The organism is Alteromonas sp. AWM4_230 (assembly GCF_056158305.1).
Genome location: NZ_JBSWTB010000001.1, coordinates 2,468,487 through 2,488,833 on the forward strand (window position 1 = coordinate 2,468,487; position 20,347 = coordinate 2,488,833).

19 protein-coding genes are annotated in these 20,347 nt (G+C 43.1%); 9 read left to right on the plus strand and 10 right to left on the minus strand.

From position 1 onward, the window contains the following. Positions 1-25 precede the first annotated feature (25 nt). The 3 genes from ACXACS_RS10505 to ACXACS_RS10515 all read right to left on the minus strand — a co-directional run bounded on the left by ACXACS_RS10505 (position 26) and on the right by ACXACS_RS10515 (position 2,736). Positions 26-1,159, minus strand: coding sequence for an efflux RND transporter periplasmic adaptor subunit (locus tag ACXACS_RS10505; protein WP_474806376.1), 1,134 nt, complete (start codon positions 1,157-1,159; stop codon positions 26-28). A gap of 214 nt (positions 1,160-1,373) precedes the next feature. After that, positions 1,374-1,766, minus strand: a complete 393-nt coding sequence (locus ACXACS_RS10510) for an OsmC family protein (protein ID WP_474806377.1) — start codon at positions 1,764-1,766, stop codon at positions 1,374-1,376. Positions 1,767-1,851: 85 nt separating this feature from the next. Continuing rightward, on the minus strand, positions 1,852-2,736 hold the full coding sequence (locus ACXACS_RS10515) for a CvfB family protein (protein WP_474806378.1): 885 nt from the start codon (positions 2,734-2,736) through the stop codon (positions 1,852-1,854). 65 nt (positions 2,737-2,801) lie between these two features. Here ACXACS_RS10515 and ACXACS_RS10520 point away from each other — a divergent pair, with 65 nt between their 5' ends. The 4 genes from ACXACS_RS10520 to ACXACS_RS10535 all read left to right on the plus strand — a co-directional run bounded on the left by ACXACS_RS10520 (position 2,802) and on the right by ACXACS_RS10535 (position 6,214). Then, positions 2,802-3,539, plus strand: a complete 738-nt coding sequence (locus ACXACS_RS10520) for a 5-oxoprolinase subunit PxpA (RefSeq protein WP_474806380.1) — start codon at positions 2,802-2,804, stop codon at positions 3,537-3,539. A 127-nt stretch (positions 3,540-3,666) separates the two neighbouring features. Next, positions 3,667-4,407, plus strand: a complete 741-nt coding sequence (locus ACXACS_RS10525) for a 5-oxoprolinase subunit B family protein (protein ID WP_474806383.1) — start codon at positions 3,667-3,669, stop codon at positions 4,405-4,407. Further along, positions 4,404-5,351: a 5-oxoprolinase subunit C family protein gene (locus ACXACS_RS10530; RefSeq protein WP_474806385.1), complete on the plus strand. Its 948-nt coding sequence runs from the start codon at positions 4,404-4,406 to the stop codon at positions 5,349-5,351. The genes ACXACS_RS10525 and ACXACS_RS10530 overlap by 4 nt, the downstream gene beginning before the upstream one ends. Beyond that, on the plus strand, positions 5,348-6,214 hold the full coding sequence (locus ACXACS_RS10535; protein ID WP_474806386.1) for a D-amino acid aminotransferase: 867 nt from the start codon (positions 5,348-5,350) through the stop codon (positions 6,212-6,214). The genes ACXACS_RS10530 and ACXACS_RS10535 overlap by 4 nt, the downstream gene beginning before the upstream one ends. A gap of 51 nt (positions 6,215-6,265) precedes the next feature. Here ACXACS_RS10535 and fur read toward each other — a convergent pair whose 3' ends face one another. Next, the gene (gene fur / locus ACXACS_RS10540; RefSeq protein ID WP_179983643.1) at positions 6,266-6,694 is read right to left on the minus strand and encodes a ferric iron uptake transcriptional regulator; all 429 of its coding nucleotides are present in this window, start codon (positions 6,692-6,694) and stop codon (positions 6,266-6,268) included. 312 nt (positions 6,695-7,006) lie between these two features. On the opposite strand from fur, the gene ACXACS_RS10545 reads away from it, so the two are divergent. Next, entirely contained in the window at positions 7,007-9,013 is a 2,007-nt protein-coding gene (locus ACXACS_RS10545) for a methyl-accepting chemotaxis protein (protein ID WP_474806388.1), read from the plus strand. Positions 9,014-9,159: 146 nt separating this feature from the next. Here the strand turns inward: ACXACS_RS10545 and fldA are convergent, their stop codons facing one another. The 5 genes from fldA to ACXACS_RS10570 form a co-directional block, all read right to left on the minus strand. Continuing rightward, the gene (fldA, locus tag ACXACS_RS10550; RefSeq protein WP_014949739.1) at positions 9,160-9,684 is read right to left on the minus strand and encodes a flavodoxin FldA; all 525 of its coding nucleotides are present in this window, start codon (positions 9,682-9,684) and stop codon (positions 9,160-9,162) included. A 26-nt stretch (positions 9,685-9,710) separates the two neighbouring features. Beyond that, positions 9,711-9,929, minus strand: a complete 219-nt coding sequence (locus tag ACXACS_RS10555; RefSeq protein ID WP_012519093.1) for a DUF2788 domain-containing protein — start codon at positions 9,927-9,929, stop codon at positions 9,711-9,713. 124 nt (positions 9,930-10,053) lie between these two features. Continuing rightward, positions 10,054-10,833, minus strand: coding sequence for an alpha/beta fold hydrolase (locus tag ACXACS_RS10560; RefSeq protein WP_474806389.1), 780 nt, complete (start codon positions 10,831-10,833; stop codon positions 10,054-10,056). Positions 10,834-10,936: 103 nt separating this feature from the next. Further along, complete coding sequence (locus ACXACS_RS10565; protein WP_474806390.1) at positions 10,937-11,335, minus strand: H-NS histone family protein; 399 nt, start codon at positions 11,333-11,335, stop codon at positions 10,937-10,939. A gap of 122 nt (positions 11,336-11,457) precedes the next feature. After that, positions 11,458-13,107, minus strand: coding sequence for an electron transfer flavoprotein-ubiquinone oxidoreductase (locus ACXACS_RS10570; protein WP_474806392.1), 1,650 nt, complete (start codon positions 13,105-13,107; stop codon positions 11,458-11,460). 370 nt (positions 13,108-13,477) lie between these two features. On the opposite strand from ACXACS_RS10570, the gene ACXACS_RS10575 reads away from it, so the two are divergent. Together ACXACS_RS10575 and ACXACS_RS10580 are read left to right on the plus strand one after the other, a co-directional pair. Continuing rightward, positions 13,478-14,230: an electron transfer flavoprotein subunit beta/FixA family protein gene (locus ACXACS_RS10575; protein ID WP_039216447.1), complete on the plus strand. Its 753-nt coding sequence runs from the start codon at positions 13,478-13,480 to the stop codon at positions 14,228-14,230. Beyond that, a complete protein-coding gene (locus tag ACXACS_RS10580) occupies positions 14,227-15,153 on the plus strand; it encodes an electron transfer flavoprotein subunit alpha/FixB family protein (protein ID WP_474806394.1) in 927 nt (308 codons plus the stop codon). The genes ACXACS_RS10575 and ACXACS_RS10580 overlap by 4 nt, the downstream gene beginning before the upstream one ends. Before the next feature lie 103 nt (positions 15,154-15,256). Here the strand turns inward: ACXACS_RS10580 and ACXACS_RS10585 are convergent, their stop codons facing one another. Then, complete coding sequence (locus ACXACS_RS10585; RefSeq protein WP_474806396.1) at positions 15,257-15,565, minus strand: isoamylase early set domain-containing protein; 309 nt, start codon at positions 15,563-15,565, stop codon at positions 15,257-15,259. A 381-nt stretch (positions 15,566-15,946) separates the two neighbouring features. On the opposite strand from ACXACS_RS10585, the gene ACXACS_RS10590 reads away from it, so the two are divergent. Next, positions 15,947-17,179 (plus strand): efflux RND transporter periplasmic adaptor subunit, encoded by a 1,233-nt coding sequence (locus tag ACXACS_RS10590; protein ID WP_474806398.1) that lies wholly within the window; start codon positions 15,947-15,949, stop codon positions 17,177-17,179. After that, complete coding sequence (locus ACXACS_RS10595) at positions 17,179-20,313, plus strand: efflux RND transporter permease subunit (RefSeq protein ID WP_474806399.1); 3,135 nt, start codon at positions 17,179-17,181, stop codon at positions 20,311-20,313. Before ACXACS_RS10590 ends, ACXACS_RS10595 begins: the two co-directional genes overlap by 1 nt. Positions 20,314-20,347 lie beyond the last annotated feature (34 nt).

Here is a 20,347-nt window from a genome sequence, read left to right on the forward strand (position 1 = left end):
TGTGTGAATTCCTTGTTAGGCCGAATTAGCTGTTTACAACTTCAACGGGAGCGCTGTCTTTCAAATTCTGGTGGCCTGCAGTCACTACTTCTTCATTGCCGCTTAAACCATTGGTAACTTCGATTACTTCGTTGTTTTCAAAGCCAGTAGCAATATCAACTTTCTTAACTTTGCCGTTATCTACAACGAATACGCTGTGGCTGTTATCGATAGTAACCAGCGCTCTGCGGGGCAACAATGTGGCGTTAGCATGGGTAGCATATTCAAGTGATACATCGGTAAACATGCCGGCTTTGAGCTGATTGTCTTCGTTTGGTACTTTTAAGGTTACTTTGAACGTGCCGGTGGTCGCATCGATGACTGGGCTTATGCGCTCAACGCTCGCCGTGATACTTCTATCGCCTAAAGCCGTCACGGTAAGCATTGCACCTTGTCCAATCACTACGTTAGGTAGCTCATTTTCAGGCAGGTAAACAATGCCTTGAAGATTGCGCTGCTGAACAATATGGAACATTCTCTCCCGTTGGAACGATTCAGTTAGGTTGCCTACTTTTGCGTTTCTTTCTGCAATGTATCCATCAATCGGCGCCGTGATCGTAGCTTCTTTCAAATCAAGCTCAGCTAAGCGTACAGACGCTTTAGCTGATTCAAATTGCGAGGTAAGTTTGTCGTAAGTGTCATCGCTGATAAGCTTTTTCGAATAAACTTTATTAACCTTTTCTAGTTCGCTTTCAATGCCGGCTAAATCAGCCAGAGCTTTTGATAAGTTAAGCTCGTAGCGGCGTTTATCTAGCTGCGCAAGAACTTGGCCCTTCTCAACGTAATCACCTTCTTCTACGAAGATTTCTTCGATAATTCCAGATGCTCTCGCAACCACAAATGCTTCTTCACGTGCTTCTAAAATAGCGGTTGTATCGTAAGTAGACGTAATGTCTCCGGTAACAATGGTTTGGGTTTCAACAGGGATAGCAAAAACGGTTTCTTCAACTTCGGTGGCGTTAGCTTGGTCGTTAATCGCATCAGCATCGGAACAGGCTGACATCGAGAGAGTAAGGGCGATGATCCCGCTTCCAACTAGCAGTTTGAGCGATGTTGGTGAAAACGGAATTGAAGATTGTACTGATGAAAGAATGGTGTTGCTGTGTGTTGTAGATTCCATGGTCAATAACCCTAACGTAATTATCGTTATATAATAATGACCGTATACAGCAGCTAATGTGCCAAAGACGTTAACATATGTTAAATTGTAGACGTTTCAATGTGTTACAAGTGAGAAATGAAGTTTAAATAAAAAAAGCCAACCTAATTGGTTGGCTTTTTACGCTAATGCTTAGCGAGAATTGCTAATAAGCGGTGAGTTCTATAATAGTCTATTAAACCAAAGTATAGCTTGTGGTGATCTCAACATTACCCGTTAACATCAGCATGACAGAGCAGTATTTTTCTGCCGACAACTGCACAGAACGGGCAAGGGCCTTTTCGCTAATGCCTTCACCTGACACCGTGTAATGTGCGTGAATTTTAGTAAATACTCGAGGTGGCTCTTCAGCACGCTCAGCTTCCAACTCACAATTACAGGCTTCAATGTTAAAGCGGCCTTTTTTAAGAATGTCTACCACGTCAATACTTGAACACGCACCAACCGCTAATAATACTGACTCCATTGGTGACACGGCCTTGCCGCTTCCGTCCATTACTGTTTTGTAGCCGCTGTCTGTTGTACCTGTAAAAGTTAAATCTTGATCCCAAGAAACACGTGCTTTCATTGTTTGTCCTAATGTCATAAGAATAAAAAAAAGAAGCTGCAAAACAGGCTAATTTAGCGCTTCAATGCAGCTGTGACATGTGTGTTTATTTGTTAAGGCGGACTGCATCTGGGCTAAGCGAGATTTTCTTTTGCTTATATAACGCGCCTAACGCTTTTTTATACGCCGCTTTACTTACGTTAAAATGAGAGTAGATGGCTTCTGGCGCACTCTTATCTGTTAGCGTTGAAATGCCGCCGTGGGCTTCTAAATCATCCAAAATGGCTTGCTGAAGTGCATCACGGCCACCTTTATCTATGCGCTGCAGGGCAACATCCACTTTGCCATCTTCGCGAATCGTTTTAATTACACCTTCAGTAGCTTGCCCGACTTTAAGCGGCTTAAAGGCATCGCTGTGGAAAATCAGCCCTAAGCTTTTTTCATTGATAACCACCTTAAAACCTAAATCAGTTTTCGCATAAACTAAGCATTGTACCGTGTCGCCCTCGTTGAGATAGGCGCTAGTTTCCTTTAAAAAATAATGAAGCTTGGTAGCACCTAAAATGCGCTGAGTTTTATCATCAAAAAAGGTGTGAACTACGTAGTACATACCTGGATTTACAGGTTGGGCTTGGTAGTCGTTAGGCATTAAAAGATCGTTTTCTAAGCCCCAATCGAAGAATGCCCCAAAATTAGTGGCAGACACCGCTTTAAGTACCTTGGTTTCGCCCACTTGAATAAGTGGTTTCTTCATGGTGGCATAAAGGTCACCGCGCTGATCCGTAGCCACAAATACTTCAACCTGTTGCCCTTCGGTTAACGGCGTCTCTACTTCGTCAATCGCAAGTGTAACGGTTTGCTGCTCATCTGCATCATCTATTTCTATTACGCTGTCGTTCTCGTCATTGTTTTCGACAAGTGGCGCTAAAGCATAGCCAAAAGGGTAATGGGCTACCACGCGTAATATATTAATTTTTCCAATATTTATCATCAGCACTGACTTTTTAAAAAGAACAGGTAACATGATACTGGAATGAACGTAAGAGCTAAACCATTATGAAGTTAAATTGCGATTTAGGTGAAAGTTTTGGCGCGTGGTCAATGCCAGTGGAATCGGCCATAATGGCGGAAATCGATCAGGCGAACATTGCGTGCGGTTTTCACGCTGGCGATCCATTAGTCATGAAGCAGGCTATTTTGTTAGCCAAAAAGCATGATGTAGCCATTGGTGCACATCCGGCTTATCCCGATCTACAAGGCTTTGGCCGCAGAAGTATGGCGATTGCCGCTGACGAACTTAAGGCTATGATTCAATATCAGATCAGTGCCTTAAGCGGTATGGCGAAGATTTGTGGTGCTAAAGTCAGCTATGTGAAGCCCCATGGTGCGTTGTATAACGACATGATGAAAGATACTGCTATCATGCGAACAGTAATGCAAAGCATAAGTGAAATAAACGAACAGTCTTCACACGCTCCCCTAGCGTTAATGGTGCAGGCTACGTCGCAAAATGCGGCGCTTAAAGAAGCAGCGCAAAATTGGGGGCTGCCTTTGTATTTTGAAGCGTTTTCTGACAGACGGTATACCGATGAAGGCTTACTGCAATCCCGAACTATAGAAGGTGCCGTGTTGAACGAAAGCGACGCTCTGCTTCAAGCTAAACAGCTTATTTCATCGGGAACGGTAAGTACGTCATCGGGAAATACAATTGCAGTAGAAGCTGACTCTTTATGTGTACATGGCGATACTAAAGGGGCGGTAAGTATTGCGAGTAAAATCAGAACATTTCTATAAACCTGCCATATAAAAAACACAATTTAAAAGAACAATACATAAGGCTATTAACCTTTGTTGTGCCAAGCGTCGAATACCTAAAGCGCAACACAACTCGTAATGGCCAGTGAAACAACAAGGACAGTAGATGCAAGCTTTCGGTCGTATTAAACGAATAGTTACAGCAAGTGCAGACGCCATCATCTTGTATTTTGACGGCGCAAATTTGGATGATGCGAATAATGCCTGCCACAACATGCTGGCAGCGATAGATAGCAAAAAGGGAAGCAATTCGTGGGCTTGGCTGCGTGAATGTGTGCCTTCTTACGACAGTTTGTTAATTGTTTTCGATATGGCACTAATTGACAGCCACGGTGTGTACCGAGCCTTACGCAGTTTAGACGCTGAAGGCATAATTCAGCACACGGAATCTATACAAGCTAACAGAAACGAAAGTAGCGCAGTGATTGAAATCCCTGTGTGGTATGGCGCGCCAAATGCCAGTGATTTGAGTGTAGTGAGTAAGAAAACGTCGCTGTCTATTGAAGAAGTTATCGAATTGCACACTAGCACAACTTATAAAGTATACGCAGTGGGATTCTCTCCAGGCTTCGCCTATATGGGGGATATTCCAGAAGCGCTCGGTTGTGCGCGGCTTGGTACACCACGTAAACGCGTTCCCAAAGGCGCGGTCGCAATCGCTGACAGGCAAACCGCTGTCTACCCCAGTGAATCACCGGGGGGATGGAATTTATTAGGGCTTACGGCATTTGACATGCTTGTTCATAACGATGAACACAGTGAGTTGCGGTTAAAAGCGGGTGACGTTGTCAGGTTTGTTTCGGTTACTGAACAGGAATACAAAGCAGGATTGCAGGTTGAACTATGAAAATTGAAGTGCTCAGTAAAGGGTTATTTAGCCTTATTATTGATAGCGGAAGAGTAGGGCGACAACGGGATGGTTTTTGTGAATCAGGCCCTATGGACAGTAATGCCTATGATTGGGCTAATTTTCTCGCCTTTAACCTTGATGGTACGCCCTGCATAGAGGCCATTGGTGAAATGCAATTACGGGTTGATGAAGATTGTATTATTGCGGTAACTGGCAGGGAGCCCTTACTCGACGTAGATGGAAATGCTAAAGCAACATACCAGAGCCAACATGTACCGGCAGGCGCAACGATTACGTTCGGCAGCGCTCTACTTGGTAGCAAAGCCTATTTAGCGGTTGGTGGAAATTGGCAGGTTCCGAAAGCGGTGGGTAGTGCTTGTACGGTGGTTCGCGAACAGTTAGGCGGGCTAGATAACAAGGGAAGCGTGTTAAAAGAAGGAGACTGCATTGAGGTTTTAGCTAACATTAGAAACCAAGACAGCGCTAAACTGCGCACGCTTCCACAGCAACATATCGATGACTATGGATTCTTGGAGTCTATTCGGGTTATTCCCGGGTATCAGTTTTCGAGCTTTAGCGCTGTTGCTTTACGCACGTTTGAAACAAGCAGCTATACGGTTTCATCAGCTATCGATCGCATGGGCTTTAGGTTGACCGGCGAATCAGTTACCGCCGATATAGAAAACATGCGCTCAGAGGCAATTCATTTAGGCGCAATTCAAGTTCCCGGGGACGGCCAGCCAATTGTGATGATGCGCGATAGGCAAACACTGGGAGGCTACCCTAAACTTGGCTGTGTAAGCCCCTGTGATATAAGTCGCTTGGCCCAAGCTGTGCCAAGTGAAAAAGTGAATTTCGTATTTCAAAACGAAGAAGAAGCAAGGGCGGATTGGCTACTAATGATAAGTAGGCGTCGTCGATTACAAGGAGAAATATTATGACAATTGCGTTTTTAAATGGTGAGTATATGCCTCTTTCTGAGGCCAAGATTTCTCCGATGGACAGAGGCTTTCTTTTTGGCGACGGTATTTATGAAGTCATACCTACTTATTCAGGCAAAGCGGTAGGGTTTAAAGGGCACACGTCTCGCATGTCGCAAGGCCTTAAAGCTATAGAAATCGCTAACCCGTATACGGTAGAAGAATGGCAAACCATTTTGTCTAGCTTGGTTGAGAAAAATAAAGCATTTATTGAAAGCGGAAACATAGGTGTTTATTTCCATGTGAGTCGAGGCACCGATACAAAGCGTTTTCATGCATACCCCAAGAATATAGCACCAACCGTATTTGGGTTCGCCTTTGAAATAGCGCCACCTCAGCCTAAAGCCAAGGCTGATGCTAAGCCTTTCAAAGTTGCGCTTCAGCAAGATAAAAGATGGCAACGCTGCCATATCAAATCTACTTCTCTTTTAGGCAACGTAATGCACTATCAAGCGGGTGTTGACGCAGGTGTTAATGAAACTATTTTGTACAACGGCGAAGGTATGATAACTGAGGCAAGCTCATGTAACGTCTTTATGGTGAAAAATGGGTGTATTTTTACGCCTCCATTAAACCATGAACTGCTCCCTGGTATTACTCGTGCCATTGCCATTGAGGCATTCAAACAAGCAGGGCTGGTGGTGACGGAAACTTGGTTTAGTAAAGGCGAATTGCTAGAGGCTGATGAGGTTTGGTTAACGTCGTCAAGCAAAGAGGTTGCCCCAGTAGTTGAAGTAGAGGGCAGGCAGATAGGCTCAGGAGAGGTAGGCGATGTATGGGAAAAGGCAATCAACGCCTACCATGCATACAAATTCAAAGCCTAATAAATTGAAAAAGCCCGCTCAAGCGGGCTTCTTACTAATTAATATTCCAACTTATTCAGGAGCGTTGTCGCAGTTACCGTCTGTACATTCGCCATATAGGTAAAGGCTGTGATGGGTAAGCTTCATTTTATGCTGCTTAGCAATCATCTCTTGGCGTTCTTCGATAATTTCGTCTTCAAACTCGATCACTTTGCCACACTTAAGGCATACAAGGTGGTCGTGGTGATCTTTATGACTGATTTCAAATACTGACTTTCCACCTTCAAAGTGGTGGCGGTTAAGAATACCTGCATCATCAAATTGGTTTAATACGCGGTATACAGTAGCAAGACCGATTTCTTCACCCTGTTCGATAAGGATTTTATAGACGTCTTCAGCGCTGATATGTTGGTTTTCTGGCTCTTGCAGAATTTGTAAAATTTTAAGGCGAGGCAGAGTGACTTTAAGCCCTGCTTTTTTCAATTCTTTATTTTGATCCATTACAGCCTACTAAGAACGAGTGAATAAGTATTTGGTGGTTATTATAGGTAAGTTGAAACAATTTAAAAGCAAAACCGTGGAATCTTTGTCTTCTCGCCGAAAAATTACCCAAGACACTTATTGCAAAAAATATTGTACTTAAGTGTGGGCTTTGAGCTGTGTGGCCTGACCAGAATGTAAGTGTACGATTTATCTAACAAATAAGTAAAATAAATAGAACTTTTAATGCATTGATTTAACATCCTGTTAAACTAAACTTAAAGAGTTGCGTTCATTTGATAGTTTTTTGCACGTATTTAAGTGGAAGTGTTCATGCGGTTAACAATTATAAATAAAATCACTTTAGGCTTCGGCTTATTTGGCTGCCTGCTATTGCTCACGAGTATCCTTTCCTATTTCGGTTTAAGCGGTATTAAGGACTCCGCACAAGACGTTGTAGAGCAAAAAATGCCAGTACAGACCAGTATGGTAAAAGTAAAAACTGAAATATTGTCTTTATCGGTAATAACGGCCAATGGTTATCACGTAGAAAGTAGAGAAGAATTAGAAAAAAATAAGCAAACATTTGATTCGCTGTCATCCACCTTTTCTAACGATTTGTCGCGACTGAAATCTCTCATGCCAGAAAACTCGATAGCTAAAAATGCTGTTGAAGTAAGTTCGAGCTATGTGAGCGACAGTAATGAAATGTACATTGCAATTGATGAAAGAATGAATATTGAAAACGCGCTTGCTACGCAGCTTGAAAAAGTACTTATGGCGGCAGACGAAGCAAGCGCATTGATGCTGGACCTTTCTTATTTGGAAAGTAATGACCCTGGTCTAGATACGCTTATTGGCGCTGGCACCGCCATTGATAATAAGTTGCTTACCATGAACGACTCTTTCATTGAGTTAGCTGAATCTATCGATGAAACCCAAAGTGCAAATATCATTGAAGACCTTGAATACCAGCTAAGCAATTTACAGGTAGATAAGGATTATGTGAACCGTTTGGCTACAAGCGTGGATGATGGGGGCACAATAGAGGCGTTTAATGAACAATACGAGTTACTAATAGACGCCGTAAACGGTTCAAACGGGTTAATAGCGTTGCAACGACAAAAACTTGCTGAAGTAGACAAAGCGGCGCAAGCACAAAAACAAGCAAAGCAAGCATTAGAAACCGCGCTTGCTGATATAAATACGCTGTTTGATACCGTTCAAGCGCAATCCCTCGAAGGGCAAAACGCTATACTCGAATCGGTACAGGAAAATTTAGTTCGCAATACTGTTGTTGCAATTTTAGGACTTACGGCTGCCATTTTTTTAGCGGTAATAGTAACGCGCAGCATTTCAAAGCCACTTAAGCATATAAACAAAGGGCTAAATCAGTTAAGCCATGGGGATTTGAGTACTAAACTACCCGAAGAGGGCAACGATGAATTTTCTGCTCTTTCAGCCAAAGTTAACAGCTTGACCGATAGCCTGCGAGAACTGGTGGGTAATATCTTAGAGCAGGAAAAGCGCTTAATTGAAATCACAAAGGAAAGTGTTGAGCTTGGTAACAAGAGCTTGTCTGAAGTGGACAAACAGCGAGAGCAAGTCACTGTTACCTCCACTAACACTAAGAATGTTCAAGACAAAAGTCGTAGTAATCTTGCGCAAATCAATGAAGCGATGGAGGCATTACGCACTATCACAAGACAAAGTACTGACATTGGGCTGCTGGTTCAAAGAAGTAGTGAGCAAGTTAGCAATCAAGCCGATCAGGCTGAGTCTTCAGCCCAGGTTATTGCGCGCTTAGATGATAACTCTAGAAGTATTGGCAGTATTTTGGACGTTATCAAAACCATCGCAGAGCAAACTAATTTGTTAGCGCTAAACGCCGCTATTGAGGCTGCTCGGGCAGGCGAGCAGGGCAGGGGATTTGCAGTAGTTGCCGATGAAGTGCGAACATTAGCCAATCGTACGCACGATTCCACGGAAGAAATCGAACAAATGATTGGCAACTTACAAAAAGATGCAGCGCAGGCTGTAAAAGCTATTAATGCAGGTCGAGAGCAAGCGCAAACAGGGGTAGAAATAACCCAACAGGTTTCTCAACAAGTAGAAAGCATTAGAGAAATTATTGAGCGTCTGAGCGACATTAACGAACATATTGTTGAAGATACAGAGCAGCAAGATGTGTTGCTCGGTGATGTGGCCACAAGTTTAAACCGCATTGTAGCGCTGGCAGATTCAAGTGCACAAAGCACAAGGCAGTCGAACGAATCGACAATGATGCTAGACGCGCAAACAGAGAGTTTAAGAAAGGCGGTAGAGCGGTTTCAGCTTTAGTTAGTTCAATCGGCTAAGCTAATAATTCAACGAGTACTCCTAAATAACAAAAAACCGCTCAATGAGAGCGGTTTTTTCAATTGCTAACTAGTTTATATATACTTTATAGCTTTTTGATAGCCAATTTATGGCTGACTCAGCTATGTCTAAGCCAATTCTGCCAAGCAAAGCTCGTCGTGAATTTGCTTACACCAGGCTTTAACGCGAGAGTCTGTTAGCTCTGGTTGACGGTCTTCGTCGATGCCAAGACCCACAAAGTGATTGTCGTCTGCCATGCCTTTAGATGCTTCAAAGTCATAGCCTTCCGTAGACCATTGACCTACTAAAATAGCGCCTTTGGCTTCTACAATGTCGCGTACCATGCCCATTGCGTCTAGGAAGTATTCCGCATAGTCTTCTTGGTCGCCACAACCAAAAATAGCAACTAGCTTGTCGTTAAAGTCTATCTGCTCTAATTCAGGAAAGAAGTCATCCCAGTCACATTGTGCTTCACCGTAGTACCACGTAGGGATACCGAAGATAAGCAAATCAAACTCAGCGATGTCTTCTTTACTGCTCTTGGCAATATCTTTTACATCAATTAGCTGTTTACCCAATTCCTTCTGGATCATTTTCGCAACATGTTCGGTATTACCCGTGTCACTTCCGAAAAATAGGCCAACGCTTGCCATATCTAACCTCTATTAATCGTTACTAATTAAACGCCTGTGCTTAGCCAAAACCATTCAATAATGCCTTTCGCAAGAAATCCCAATGCGCCTAAACCTAGCACACCGTACGTTACCACTCTTCCAATAAGAGGAACATCGTTCTTACGTAATACATCGTGTACAGCAAAACCCATCAATCCAAAAAGAATGGACAAGCCGCCATACAGCATAATGGACTCAATGAGTTCGTAATTTTCTGCAAGCATAGTGTTGTTACTTAAAAATTTCTGGCGCAACTATATCACAGTATATACGCCTGTAAGAGCCTAAAACGTTCAAAAATATGTAATAATAGTCATTCTCATCCTGTTGAATGAGAAATATTCCACTTTATGACGATTTGTTGAGCGTTCTCTCTACAATTCCGTTAAATGCAGCTGGCTTTTCAGCGTGTAACCAATGCCCCGTACCTTCAATAATATGCGCTTTCGCATTTGGAAAGTAGCGAGCTATCGCATCGCGATAGGCCGGTGTAATGTAGTCGGACTCGCTGCCCTTAATAAATAAGGTTACGCCATCGAACGTTTGATTTGTTTGTTCCCAATCAATAATGTGCGAGTAACTTTTGATTAGCCCGTTCACATTGAAGCGCCACTTCCATGCTCCGTTTTCATCTTGATACAGGCTTTTTAACAGAAACTGTCTGACGCCCATTTCTTTAACGTGGGCAGCCATTTGTTTTTCAGCGTCCTTTCTACTTTCAATGGTATCCAAAGAAACAGAATTCAACCCATCAAAAACAGCTTGGTGGCTGTGGTCATAAATTACTGGGGCAATATCAGCTACGATTAAATGTGTGATATTTTCGTTGTGATTTAAGGCCAGCTTCATTGCAACCTTTCCACCAAGGGAATGACCCAATACAGCGGTTTTTTCAATATTTAATGATTGCATAATGTCGTAAATTGCATCTGCGGCAGCTGACATAGAAAAACTATCAGTCCACGGAGACTCACCGTGATCCGGAAGGTCTACACTTATAATATTAAAAGCTGATTCAAAGTGCCGTTTAACAACGGCTAAATTATCCGCATTGCCAAAAAGACCATGGATTAAAATTAACCATGGTGATGATGAATCTCGCTTAGAAAGTTTATAATTTAACTTCACGACTTATTTACCCATGAATAATTGTCTGATAGACATAGTTTGAGTCTTAAAAACAAAATAAGGCCTGTAAATACAGACCTTATTAGCAGGTTAAATAGTAATATTAATTAATAGCGTAATCGTTGAGTGATTTGCCGCTATCTAGTGCATCTTTATAAACGCGAGGCATACGACCAATGCCCGTCCACAAGTGCTCTTCGCCATCGCTATCGACAAGTTTGTATTTAACGGGGCGCTTCTTACCTACGTTTTTATTTGTGCCGGTATCCAAAGCTTGTAAATCTTCTACGTTAAGCCCAGCTTCTTCCATTTGCTGTTTAATAGCAGCAAGTTTTTCTAATTTTTCTTTTTTTAGTTGTTCTTGTTCTAGTAATTTTTCTTTTCTTTTTTCTATTATACCGTTAAGTTTTTCCTGAACTTGTTCAAGTTCTTCTATGCTTAATTCCTTAACAGCACCTTGTAAACGTCTTCCATGGGTTAAAATATCTAAAAATTCGCTCATTAATTAACCTTAATACGTTGTACTAAATTTCTATAAGATAATAATTAAAAGTAGCACAAAAAAAAAGCGAGCTAGGCTCGCTTTTAAAAAATATCAGTTAAATAACCAAATAATGCTTTAAATTACATATTTGGGTAATTCGGACCTCCAGCACCCTCTGGTACAACCCACTTAATATTCTGACTAGGGTCTTTGATGTCGCAAGTTTTACAGTGAACACAGTTTTGCGCATTAATTTGGAAGCGTTTTTCACCTTCTTCTTCAATAACCTCATAAACGCCAGCAGGGCAATAGCGTTGTGCAGGTTCTGCGAATTTGGGTAAATTGACCTGTAAAGGAATAGACGGGTCTTTTAATTTTAAATGACACGGCTGGTCTTCTTCGTGGTTTGTATTAGATAAAAACACGGAAGATAACTTATCAAAGCTAAGCACACCGTCCGGCTTCGGATATGAAATCTCAGTAGCATCTTTAGCTTCTTTCAGCTGCGCGTAATCTTTGTGTTCGTCTTTTATAGTGAAGAACAAATTACCGTTGAAGAAATTTTGTTCTACTGTATTAAATGCACCGCCCCAGAAATTACCTAGCTTATGAATAGCCGGGCCGAAGTTACGAGAACGGAATAGCTCATCATACAACCAAGACGATTTAAACTTATCTGTAAAGCTCGTTAGCTCTTTTACTGGCGCTTCTGCATTTTCTGAAATCGCTTCAAAAATGCTTTCAGCGGCTAACATACCTGACTTCATTGCTGTGTGGTTACCCTTAATTTTGGCAAAATTTAGGGTACCTGCTTCACAACCTACCAATAGGCCACCTGGGAAAGTCATCTTAGGTAACGAGTTAAACCCCCCTTTGGCAATTGCACGTGCGCCATAAGATACACGTTTACCGCCTTCAAGGTACTGCTTAAAAACAGGGTGGTGTTTTAAGCGTTGAAATTCGTCAAACGGGCTCAGATAAGGGTTGTCGTAGTTAAGGTCAACGATTAAGCCTACAAACACCTGATTATCTTCGGCGTGATATAAATAGCTGCCGCCTGTGGCGTCATCAAGTGGCCAGCCTGCGCTATGAACCACTAGGCCTGGCTGGTGTTTCGCTGGATCTATATCCCAAATCTCTTTAAAGCCGATAGCATAATGCTGAGGAGAGCTGTCTTCATCTAAATTGAAGTGAGAAATGAGCTCTTTACCCAAATGACCACGACAGCCCTCGGCAAACACAGTGTATTTAGCACGAAGCTCCATTCCCGGCATGTAACCGTCTTTTGGCTCGCCGTCTTCACCAACACCCATGTCGCCGGTAAGCACGCCGCCAACGCTACCGTCTTCGTTATAAATAACTTCAGAAGCTGCAAAACCGGGGAATACCTCAACGCCTAGCTGTTCAGCTTGTTCTGCTAGCCAACGGCTAACGTTCCCCATAGATACGATATAGTTACCGTCATTGTGCATAGTTTTGGGCGTAATGCCGTTTGGTAACTTCTTCGCTGACGTTTCATTATTAAGCAAATAGATGTGGTCTTCGGTTACCGGCGTGTTAAGTGGCGCACCTTTTTCTTGCCAATCGGGAAATAGTTCGTTTAACGAACGGGGCTCAAATACCGCGCCTGAGAGAATATGTGCACCTACCTCGGAGCCCTTTTCGACCACACAAACCATAAGTTCTTGGTCTTTTTCATTTGCAAGCTGCATCAGTTTACAAGCAGTTGATAATCCAGCTGGGCCGGCACCGACGATGACTACGTCAAACTCCATCGATTCTCGTTCCACGGGAGGCTCCTTATGTTTGTATTTTTATAGTGCACTATTGATGAAACAAATAATGCTTTGTGTCAAAAACATGTAAATTAATTGTCGTTTTGCAAGGTAATGCAGGTTGACGTTTACGTCAACAGTAAGTACATTGCAAAGCAGTTTACGTTAACGTTAACTGGCAGCGTATTATACCTGCTCGTAAACGTGGTGTTAACGTCGTTTTAAGGCTAGCCTTTAAAAAACGTACGTTCCACAGTTTCTTTTTTAACGTATAAGCATTGTTAAAGTTTCAAAAAGCGTGGTGAAGTAATACGTTTTTAATTATTAATAGTTAATTATTAATGAAACGTAATTAGCACTGACGAACTCAACAATTGAGGTAAATATGAAAATACTCGTACCGGTCAAACGCGCGATCGACTACAACGTTAAGGTAAGAGTGAAGGCTGATGAATCAGGCGTAGATCTTACAAACGCGAAAATGGCGATTAATCCTTTTTGCGAAATTGCTGTTGAAGAAGCCGTTCGATTAAAGGAAAAAGGCGTGGCCACTGAAATCGTTGTTGTTTCAATTGGTGACAAAAGCTGCCAAGAACAAATACGTACAGCACTAGCCCTAGGCGCTGATCGTGGTATCCAAATTGATACCGACCAAAATCTTGATTCACTTCAAGTGGCAAAGCTTTTAGCGAAAGTGGTTGAAGAAGAACAACCTCAACTTGTTATTCTTGGAAAGCAGAGCATTGACTCTGACAACAACCAAACTGGTCAAATGCTGGCAGCGCTAACAGGTATGCCTCAAGGTACCTTCGCATCAGAGGTGGTTGTAGATGGCGAGAAGGTGAATGTAACACGTGAAATTGACGGTGGCCTTCAAACGGTTGCACTTTCGCTTCCAGCTGTTGTAACGACAGATCTTCGTTTGAACGAACCGCGTTATGCATCGCTTCCAAATATTATGAAAGCAAAGCGTAAACCGTTAGATGTTAAAGCTGCGGCAGATTTTGGTGTTGCGCTAGAATCAAACGTTAAGGTACTGAAAGTTACGCCTCCGCCTCAGCGTGAGGGTGGTATTAAAGTAGCAGACGTTGCTGAGTTGGTAGACAAGTTAAAGAATGAAGCAAAGGTGATCTCATGAGCGTACTCGTATATGCAGAACACGACAATGCAAGCTTAAAGACGGAAACGCATAAGCTTGTTAACGCCGCACAAAAAATGGGTGGCGATATCCATATATTAGTAGCGGGTGAAGGTTGCCAAGCACTTGCTGAAGCTGCATCGCAAATCGACGGCGTTGCAAAAGTGCTTGTTGCTGATAATGCTGCTTATAAAAATCAGCTTGCAGAAAATACGGCTGACCTAGTGGTAGAGCTTGCAGGCGACTACAGCCACATTGTTGCTGCCGCGACCACAACAGGCAAAAACTTTATGCCTCGTGTAGCTGCACTGCTAGACGTAGCGCAAATTTCAGACATCATTGGTGTAGAGAGCGAAGATACTTTTGTTCGTCCTATTTATGCAGGTAACGCGATTGCTACCGTTCAATCAACTGATGCAAAAAAGGTGATTACGGTTCGTGCAGCATCATTTGATGCAGCTACAACTGGTGGTAGCGCTGAATTAACCACAATTGATGTGGTCAAAGGCAGTGAGAAGTCTGATTTCGTTTCAGCAGAGCTTACCGAATCTGAGCGTCCTGAACTTACTGCTGCAGAAGTCGTTATTTCAGGTGGCCGCGGTATGCAAAATGGTGATAACTTCAAGCTTCTTGAAGGTATTGCTGACAAACTTGGTGCTGCTATTGGTGCATCGCGTGCAGCGGTAGATGCTGGCTTTGTTCCAAATGATATGCAGGTTGGCCAAACAGGTAAAATTGTTGCGCCTCAACTTTATATTGCAGTAGGCATCTCGGGCGCTATTCAGCACCTTGCAGGTATGAAGGACTCTAAAGTTATTGTTGCTATCAACAAAGATGAAGAAGCGCCAATTTTCCAAGTTGCTGACTATGGTTTAGTGGGCGACTTGTTTGAAGTACTTCCAGAGCTGGAAGGCTCTCTTTAATTGGAGTCTTGAAGCTAAATAAGACAAAGGCTGCAGTTTTGCAGCCTTTTTTTACTGTACATATTTGCGCCAAGCAAAATTTGCATGATATTGGGTTAACAACTCAAACACGCACAACCGAATTATCTTCGATGCTAACAGGTGAGGGGATATAAGCGTCGGCTTCCCAGTCGTTTTCCCATTTTTCGCCATCGATAAGGTAACGAAACTGATATTCGTTATCCTTTTCCAAATCCACGGTTAATGTGAAATCGCCACTTTTAAGCTTTTTCATCGTCAGTGGCTGCGTTTTCCAATCAGTGAAATCTCCACATAGTGCAGCTTCTTTCGCATCTATTGCTGCTTCCGCATTCAGTCGAAATGTCACTTTGCACAGAGGTTTTGATTTAAGGTATTGTTTCTTAAGACTCATAATGTGTTTTCCCTTCAACGTAGCGAAATCATTCCCGAGGCTATTTCCTATTAAAGACTTAGCTTAAACAACAGCCGTCGGTTAACTCATAATCAATGAGTGTTTAAATAATCAACGAAAACCTGATAATTATCAATCTTACTTTGTATTCTTTTAAGAATTTTCTATATTAGGGCTTCAGATTTTTGCGTGTATATTAAAAACGATAAACAGACACAAAATTTAACAATCTTAACTGAGCATACAAAACGCAAAGTCAGTACACTAGTGTTGAAACAATAATAATAGAATTTAGTGGGTAATCAGGTGGTAAGTGATTAGCACAGTAGTTTACTGTTGAAGCTTCACTAACTCGGATGCCTTCTCTTCCAGGGATAGTAAATGAAAAACTCCATGTTAATGAAAAGTGGTCTTCCATTAGTCATCGTGCTAGTCGCCTTTATCGCCGCGACGGTTATGATCAAGTCACGTAAGCCGCCAGAGCAGGTGCCCGTGGAAATCCCCGCTTTTCTTGTTGATGCTAAGGAAGTAACAGCAGAACCCGTAAATTTTGTTGTTAAATCTCAAGGCAATGTGGTGCCACAAAATAAAACATCGTTAAGTGCACAGGTCAGTGGTCAGGTTATAAGCCTGTCGAAAGTTTTTGTTGCTGGTGGAACTTTTAAAAAAGGCGATGTACTTGCCACGTTAGAACAAGATGATTACCGCACAGACCTCAAACTAGCTGAAGCTGAATTAGCACAGGCGCAAGCGGCACTTCAAGAAGAAATAGCTCGCGGTAAAGTGGCCGAGCAAGAATGGCGTTCGGTAAGCAGCGTAGCGCCGCCCGAGTTAGGCTTAAGAAAGCCTCAATTGGCAAAAGAACAGGCTAATGTAAAAGCGGCAGAAGCTAAATTAGAGCGCGCTAAACGGAACCTAGCAAGAACCCAAATTACTGCGCCGTACAATGGAATTGTGGTTGAAAGAAATATAGACCTTGGTCAGTTTGTGGCGATGGGGTCTGTACTTGGCACCATTTACTCCACCGATACCGCTGAAGTTAGGTTACCTATTACCGACAGCGATTTGATGTTTATTAATATTGCGGGGCAGTCAAGCGATGGTGCGCCAGTATCCTTAACAGCCTCGGTTGGCGGTGTGAAAACTACGTGGGAAGGTTCGCTGGTGCGTTCAGAGGGCATCTTGGATACAGGTAGCAGAGTAGTGTACGCCATTGTCGAAGTGAAAGACCCTTATAACTTGAAGTCTTCACACAAAGCCCCACTGCGTTTTGGGCAATTTGTTGAAGCAGAAATTACCTCACGTCAAGACGAAGAACTTTTAGTATTACCTCGCAGCATTTTGCGTTTAGACAACACCGTGCTGACGGTGAACGACAATCGCGAAATTGAAATTAAACCCGTCGAAGTAGCCCGTACTACAGCAAAAGATGTGTTTATTCGCTCAGGTATTGCGGAAGGTAGTTTGGTAGTAACCAGTGCGGTGCCAAACCCATACGACGGCATGAAAGTACGCCTGCCAGGTGACGAGCCGGTACTTGCTGACACAGCGGAAGCAGACACTACCGATAGCGCAGACATCGTGGAAAGCGAATCATCGGAAGGTGACAACTAATGAGTCGCATCGATACCAACAAAGGCTTAATTGCTTGGTTTGCGCGTAATAATGTAGCGGCAAACTTATTAATGATCTTGCTTATCGTTGGCGGGCTGTTCAGTGCGTTCAGTATACAAAAGCAGGTATTCCCAAGCTTTGAAATAGATGTTATCAGCGTCCGCGTACCTTATTTAGGTGCTGCACCTCAGGAAGTAGAAGAAGGTGTGCTGCTTAAAATTGAAGAGGCCATAAAAGATTTAGAAGGCATCAAACAGCTAAACTCAACGGCCGTAGAAGGCATGGGTACGGTAAGTATTCAAGTTGAGGAAGACTACGATGTTCAGTCTCTACTTGATGAAGTAAAGGTTCAAGTTGATGCCATTCCAAGTTTTCCTGCAGATACTGAAAAGCCCGTTATTTATCGTCAAAAAATTCAACAGGATGTGATATGGCTATCGGTTTACGGAGACGCATCTGAAAGAGAGTTAAAAGAGTTTGCTAAAGACTTACGCGACGACATTGCTAACTTGCCGGGTATATCAAGTGTTCAGGTTGTAGGTGCAAGAGATTATGAAATTTCTGTAGAACTTTCTGAAGTTGATTTGCAAAAGTACAACCTGACGTTTGCTGATGTGGTGGCGCGTTTAAGCCAAACCAGTGTCGACTTACCAGGTGGTTCAATCCGCACCGAAAATGGTGACATACTGCTAAGAACAAAAGGGCAGGCTTATACCGGTTGGGACTTCTCCCAGATAGTATTAGTTACAAATTCAAACGGTACCCGCGTTACTCTGGGTGATGTTGCCTATATCAACGATGGCTTTATTGAAAACAATCAATACGCGCTGTTTGATGATAAACCAGCGGTTAGCTTGCGCGTGCAGGCTGTAGGCGATCAAAATGCCCTAGAGATCTCTGAGCAGGTTAATAATTACGTTGACAGTAAAAAATCTGAGTTTCCTGCGCATATTACTGCGGATACGTGGGGCGATAGCTCATTCTATCTAGCCGACCGACTTAACATGATGCTTGAGAACATGTTCTTCGGTGCGCTGCTGGTATTTTTAGTTCTTTCTTTGTTTTTGAAAATTAAGCTCGCATTCTGGGTTATTGTTGGCTTGCCGGTCTGCTTCCTTGGCACCTTGCTGGTAATGCCGTTAGATATGGTTGGTGTTTCCATCAACATGCTGAGCCTGTTCGCATTCATTCTTGTACTAGGGATTGTGGTAGATGACGCAATTATCATGGGTGAATCAGCTTATTCAGAAATAGACAAAAAAGGGCACAGTGCTGATAACGTTATTGCGGGCGTTAAAAAAGTTGCTATGCCGGCAACTTTTGGTGTCTTAACCACCATTGCCGCTTTTTCACCCATGCTTATGGTATCTGGGCCGTTCGGCATAATTTGGAAAACCATCGGTATGGTGGTTATTGTTTGTCTTATTTTCTCGCTTATTGAATCGAAGTTAATCCTGCCGGCGCACTTAGTGCACATGAAGCTCAAGCCTTATGATCCGGAAAAAGCCAACGCGTTCCAAAAGTTCCGAGACTTCTTCAGTGAAGGAATAAAGACATTTATTAATAATAAGTACGCGCCGTTTTTAGCAAAAGCAATACGTAATCGCTATACGACAGTGGCCGTGTTTTTGGCGATGCTGATCCTTACCGTGGGGCTATTCGGTGGTGGCATCGTGCGCTTTGTATTCTTCCCGAATATTCCAAGTGACTTCATGATGGCCAGCTTTGAATTAGAGCCCGGTTCGTCATTAGAGCAGCGAGACAAGGTACTCACTACACTTCGCGAAGCTATGCACCGCATGGATGACAAGGTCGCAGAAGAGTCGGGCGAAAATGTCATTAAGCACGCGATTGCTTTTGACAATGGTAACTTAGGTGGTGAAATATTTGCTGAGCTTACGAAAGGTGAAACCCGCACGCTTACAGACTTTGAGATTCAGGATATGTGGCGTCAAGAGGTCCCTGAAATCCCTGGCGTGAAGTCATTTAATATTAGCTCTCCGGGCGGTCCTGGCGGCGGTGCTGACCTTAGCTTTGAATTTAGCTCCAGCGATATTAAAGCATTGCGCGCTATTAGTGACGATATAAAAGAAGCTTTAGATAAGTACGAGGGCGTTACCGATATCAATGATACTTTCTCTGGCGGTAGCGAAGAAATTCAGCTAGCGCTGAAACCTCAGGCCGATGCGTTAGGCATTTCGCTTCGCGATCTAGGTCAGCAAGTTCGCTTTGGTTTTTACGGTGCAGAAGTGCAGCGTATTCAGCGCGACGATGAAGAAATAAAAGTTATGGTGCGCTACCCGAAAGCGGAACGTAGCTCTATAGAGCACCTTGAAAATATGCGTATTCGTGCGCCAAGTGGTCAAGAGATCCCGTTCGAGCAGGTGGCTACATTCACCGTAGGGCAAGGGTTCGATTCAATCATTCGTGTAGATGGAAAACGTTCAGTCACCGTAACGGGTGTCGTGGATAAAGCATTGCTTGACCCATCAGAAGTGACTAACGATGTCATTGAAAACTTGATGCCAGACTTACTGGCGCGCTACCCAAATGTTGAGTTTCAGCTTCAAGGAAATTCAAAGGAGCAGGCTGATGCTATGTTTAGTTTAATGCAGGGGCTCTTGTTTGCGTTATTTGCTATTTATGCCTTACTCGCTATACCGCTTAAATCTTACAGCCAACCCTTAATTATCATGTCGGTGATCCCTTTTGGTATTGTGGGCGCCATAGTCGGTCATTTGGTATTGGGCATGGCGGTAAGCGTTTTGTCTGTCTGCGGCATCATCGCTTTGTCGGGTGTTGTGGTGAACGATAGCTTGATTATGGTTGACTTTGTGAATCGCGCGCGTAAAGAAGGCATGTCGCTTATGGATGCGGCTATTAGCGCTGGTACGCAGCGTTTTAGAGCTATCATCTTGACGTCACTAACAACCTTTATGGGTCTTATGCCGATAGTATTTGAACGCAGCCTACAGGCTCAGGTTGTTATTCCAATGGCGGTTTCTCTGGCTTTCGGTATTTTGTTTGCCACAGTAATCACCTTGCTGCTGGTTCCTGCTCTGTACTTAATTTTAAACGACATTAAAAATGTGTTTAAAGGTCGAAAACACGCAGAACTTACGACAGAAAGCTAAATAGATAATGCCGGGTAACACCGGCATTTTTCTT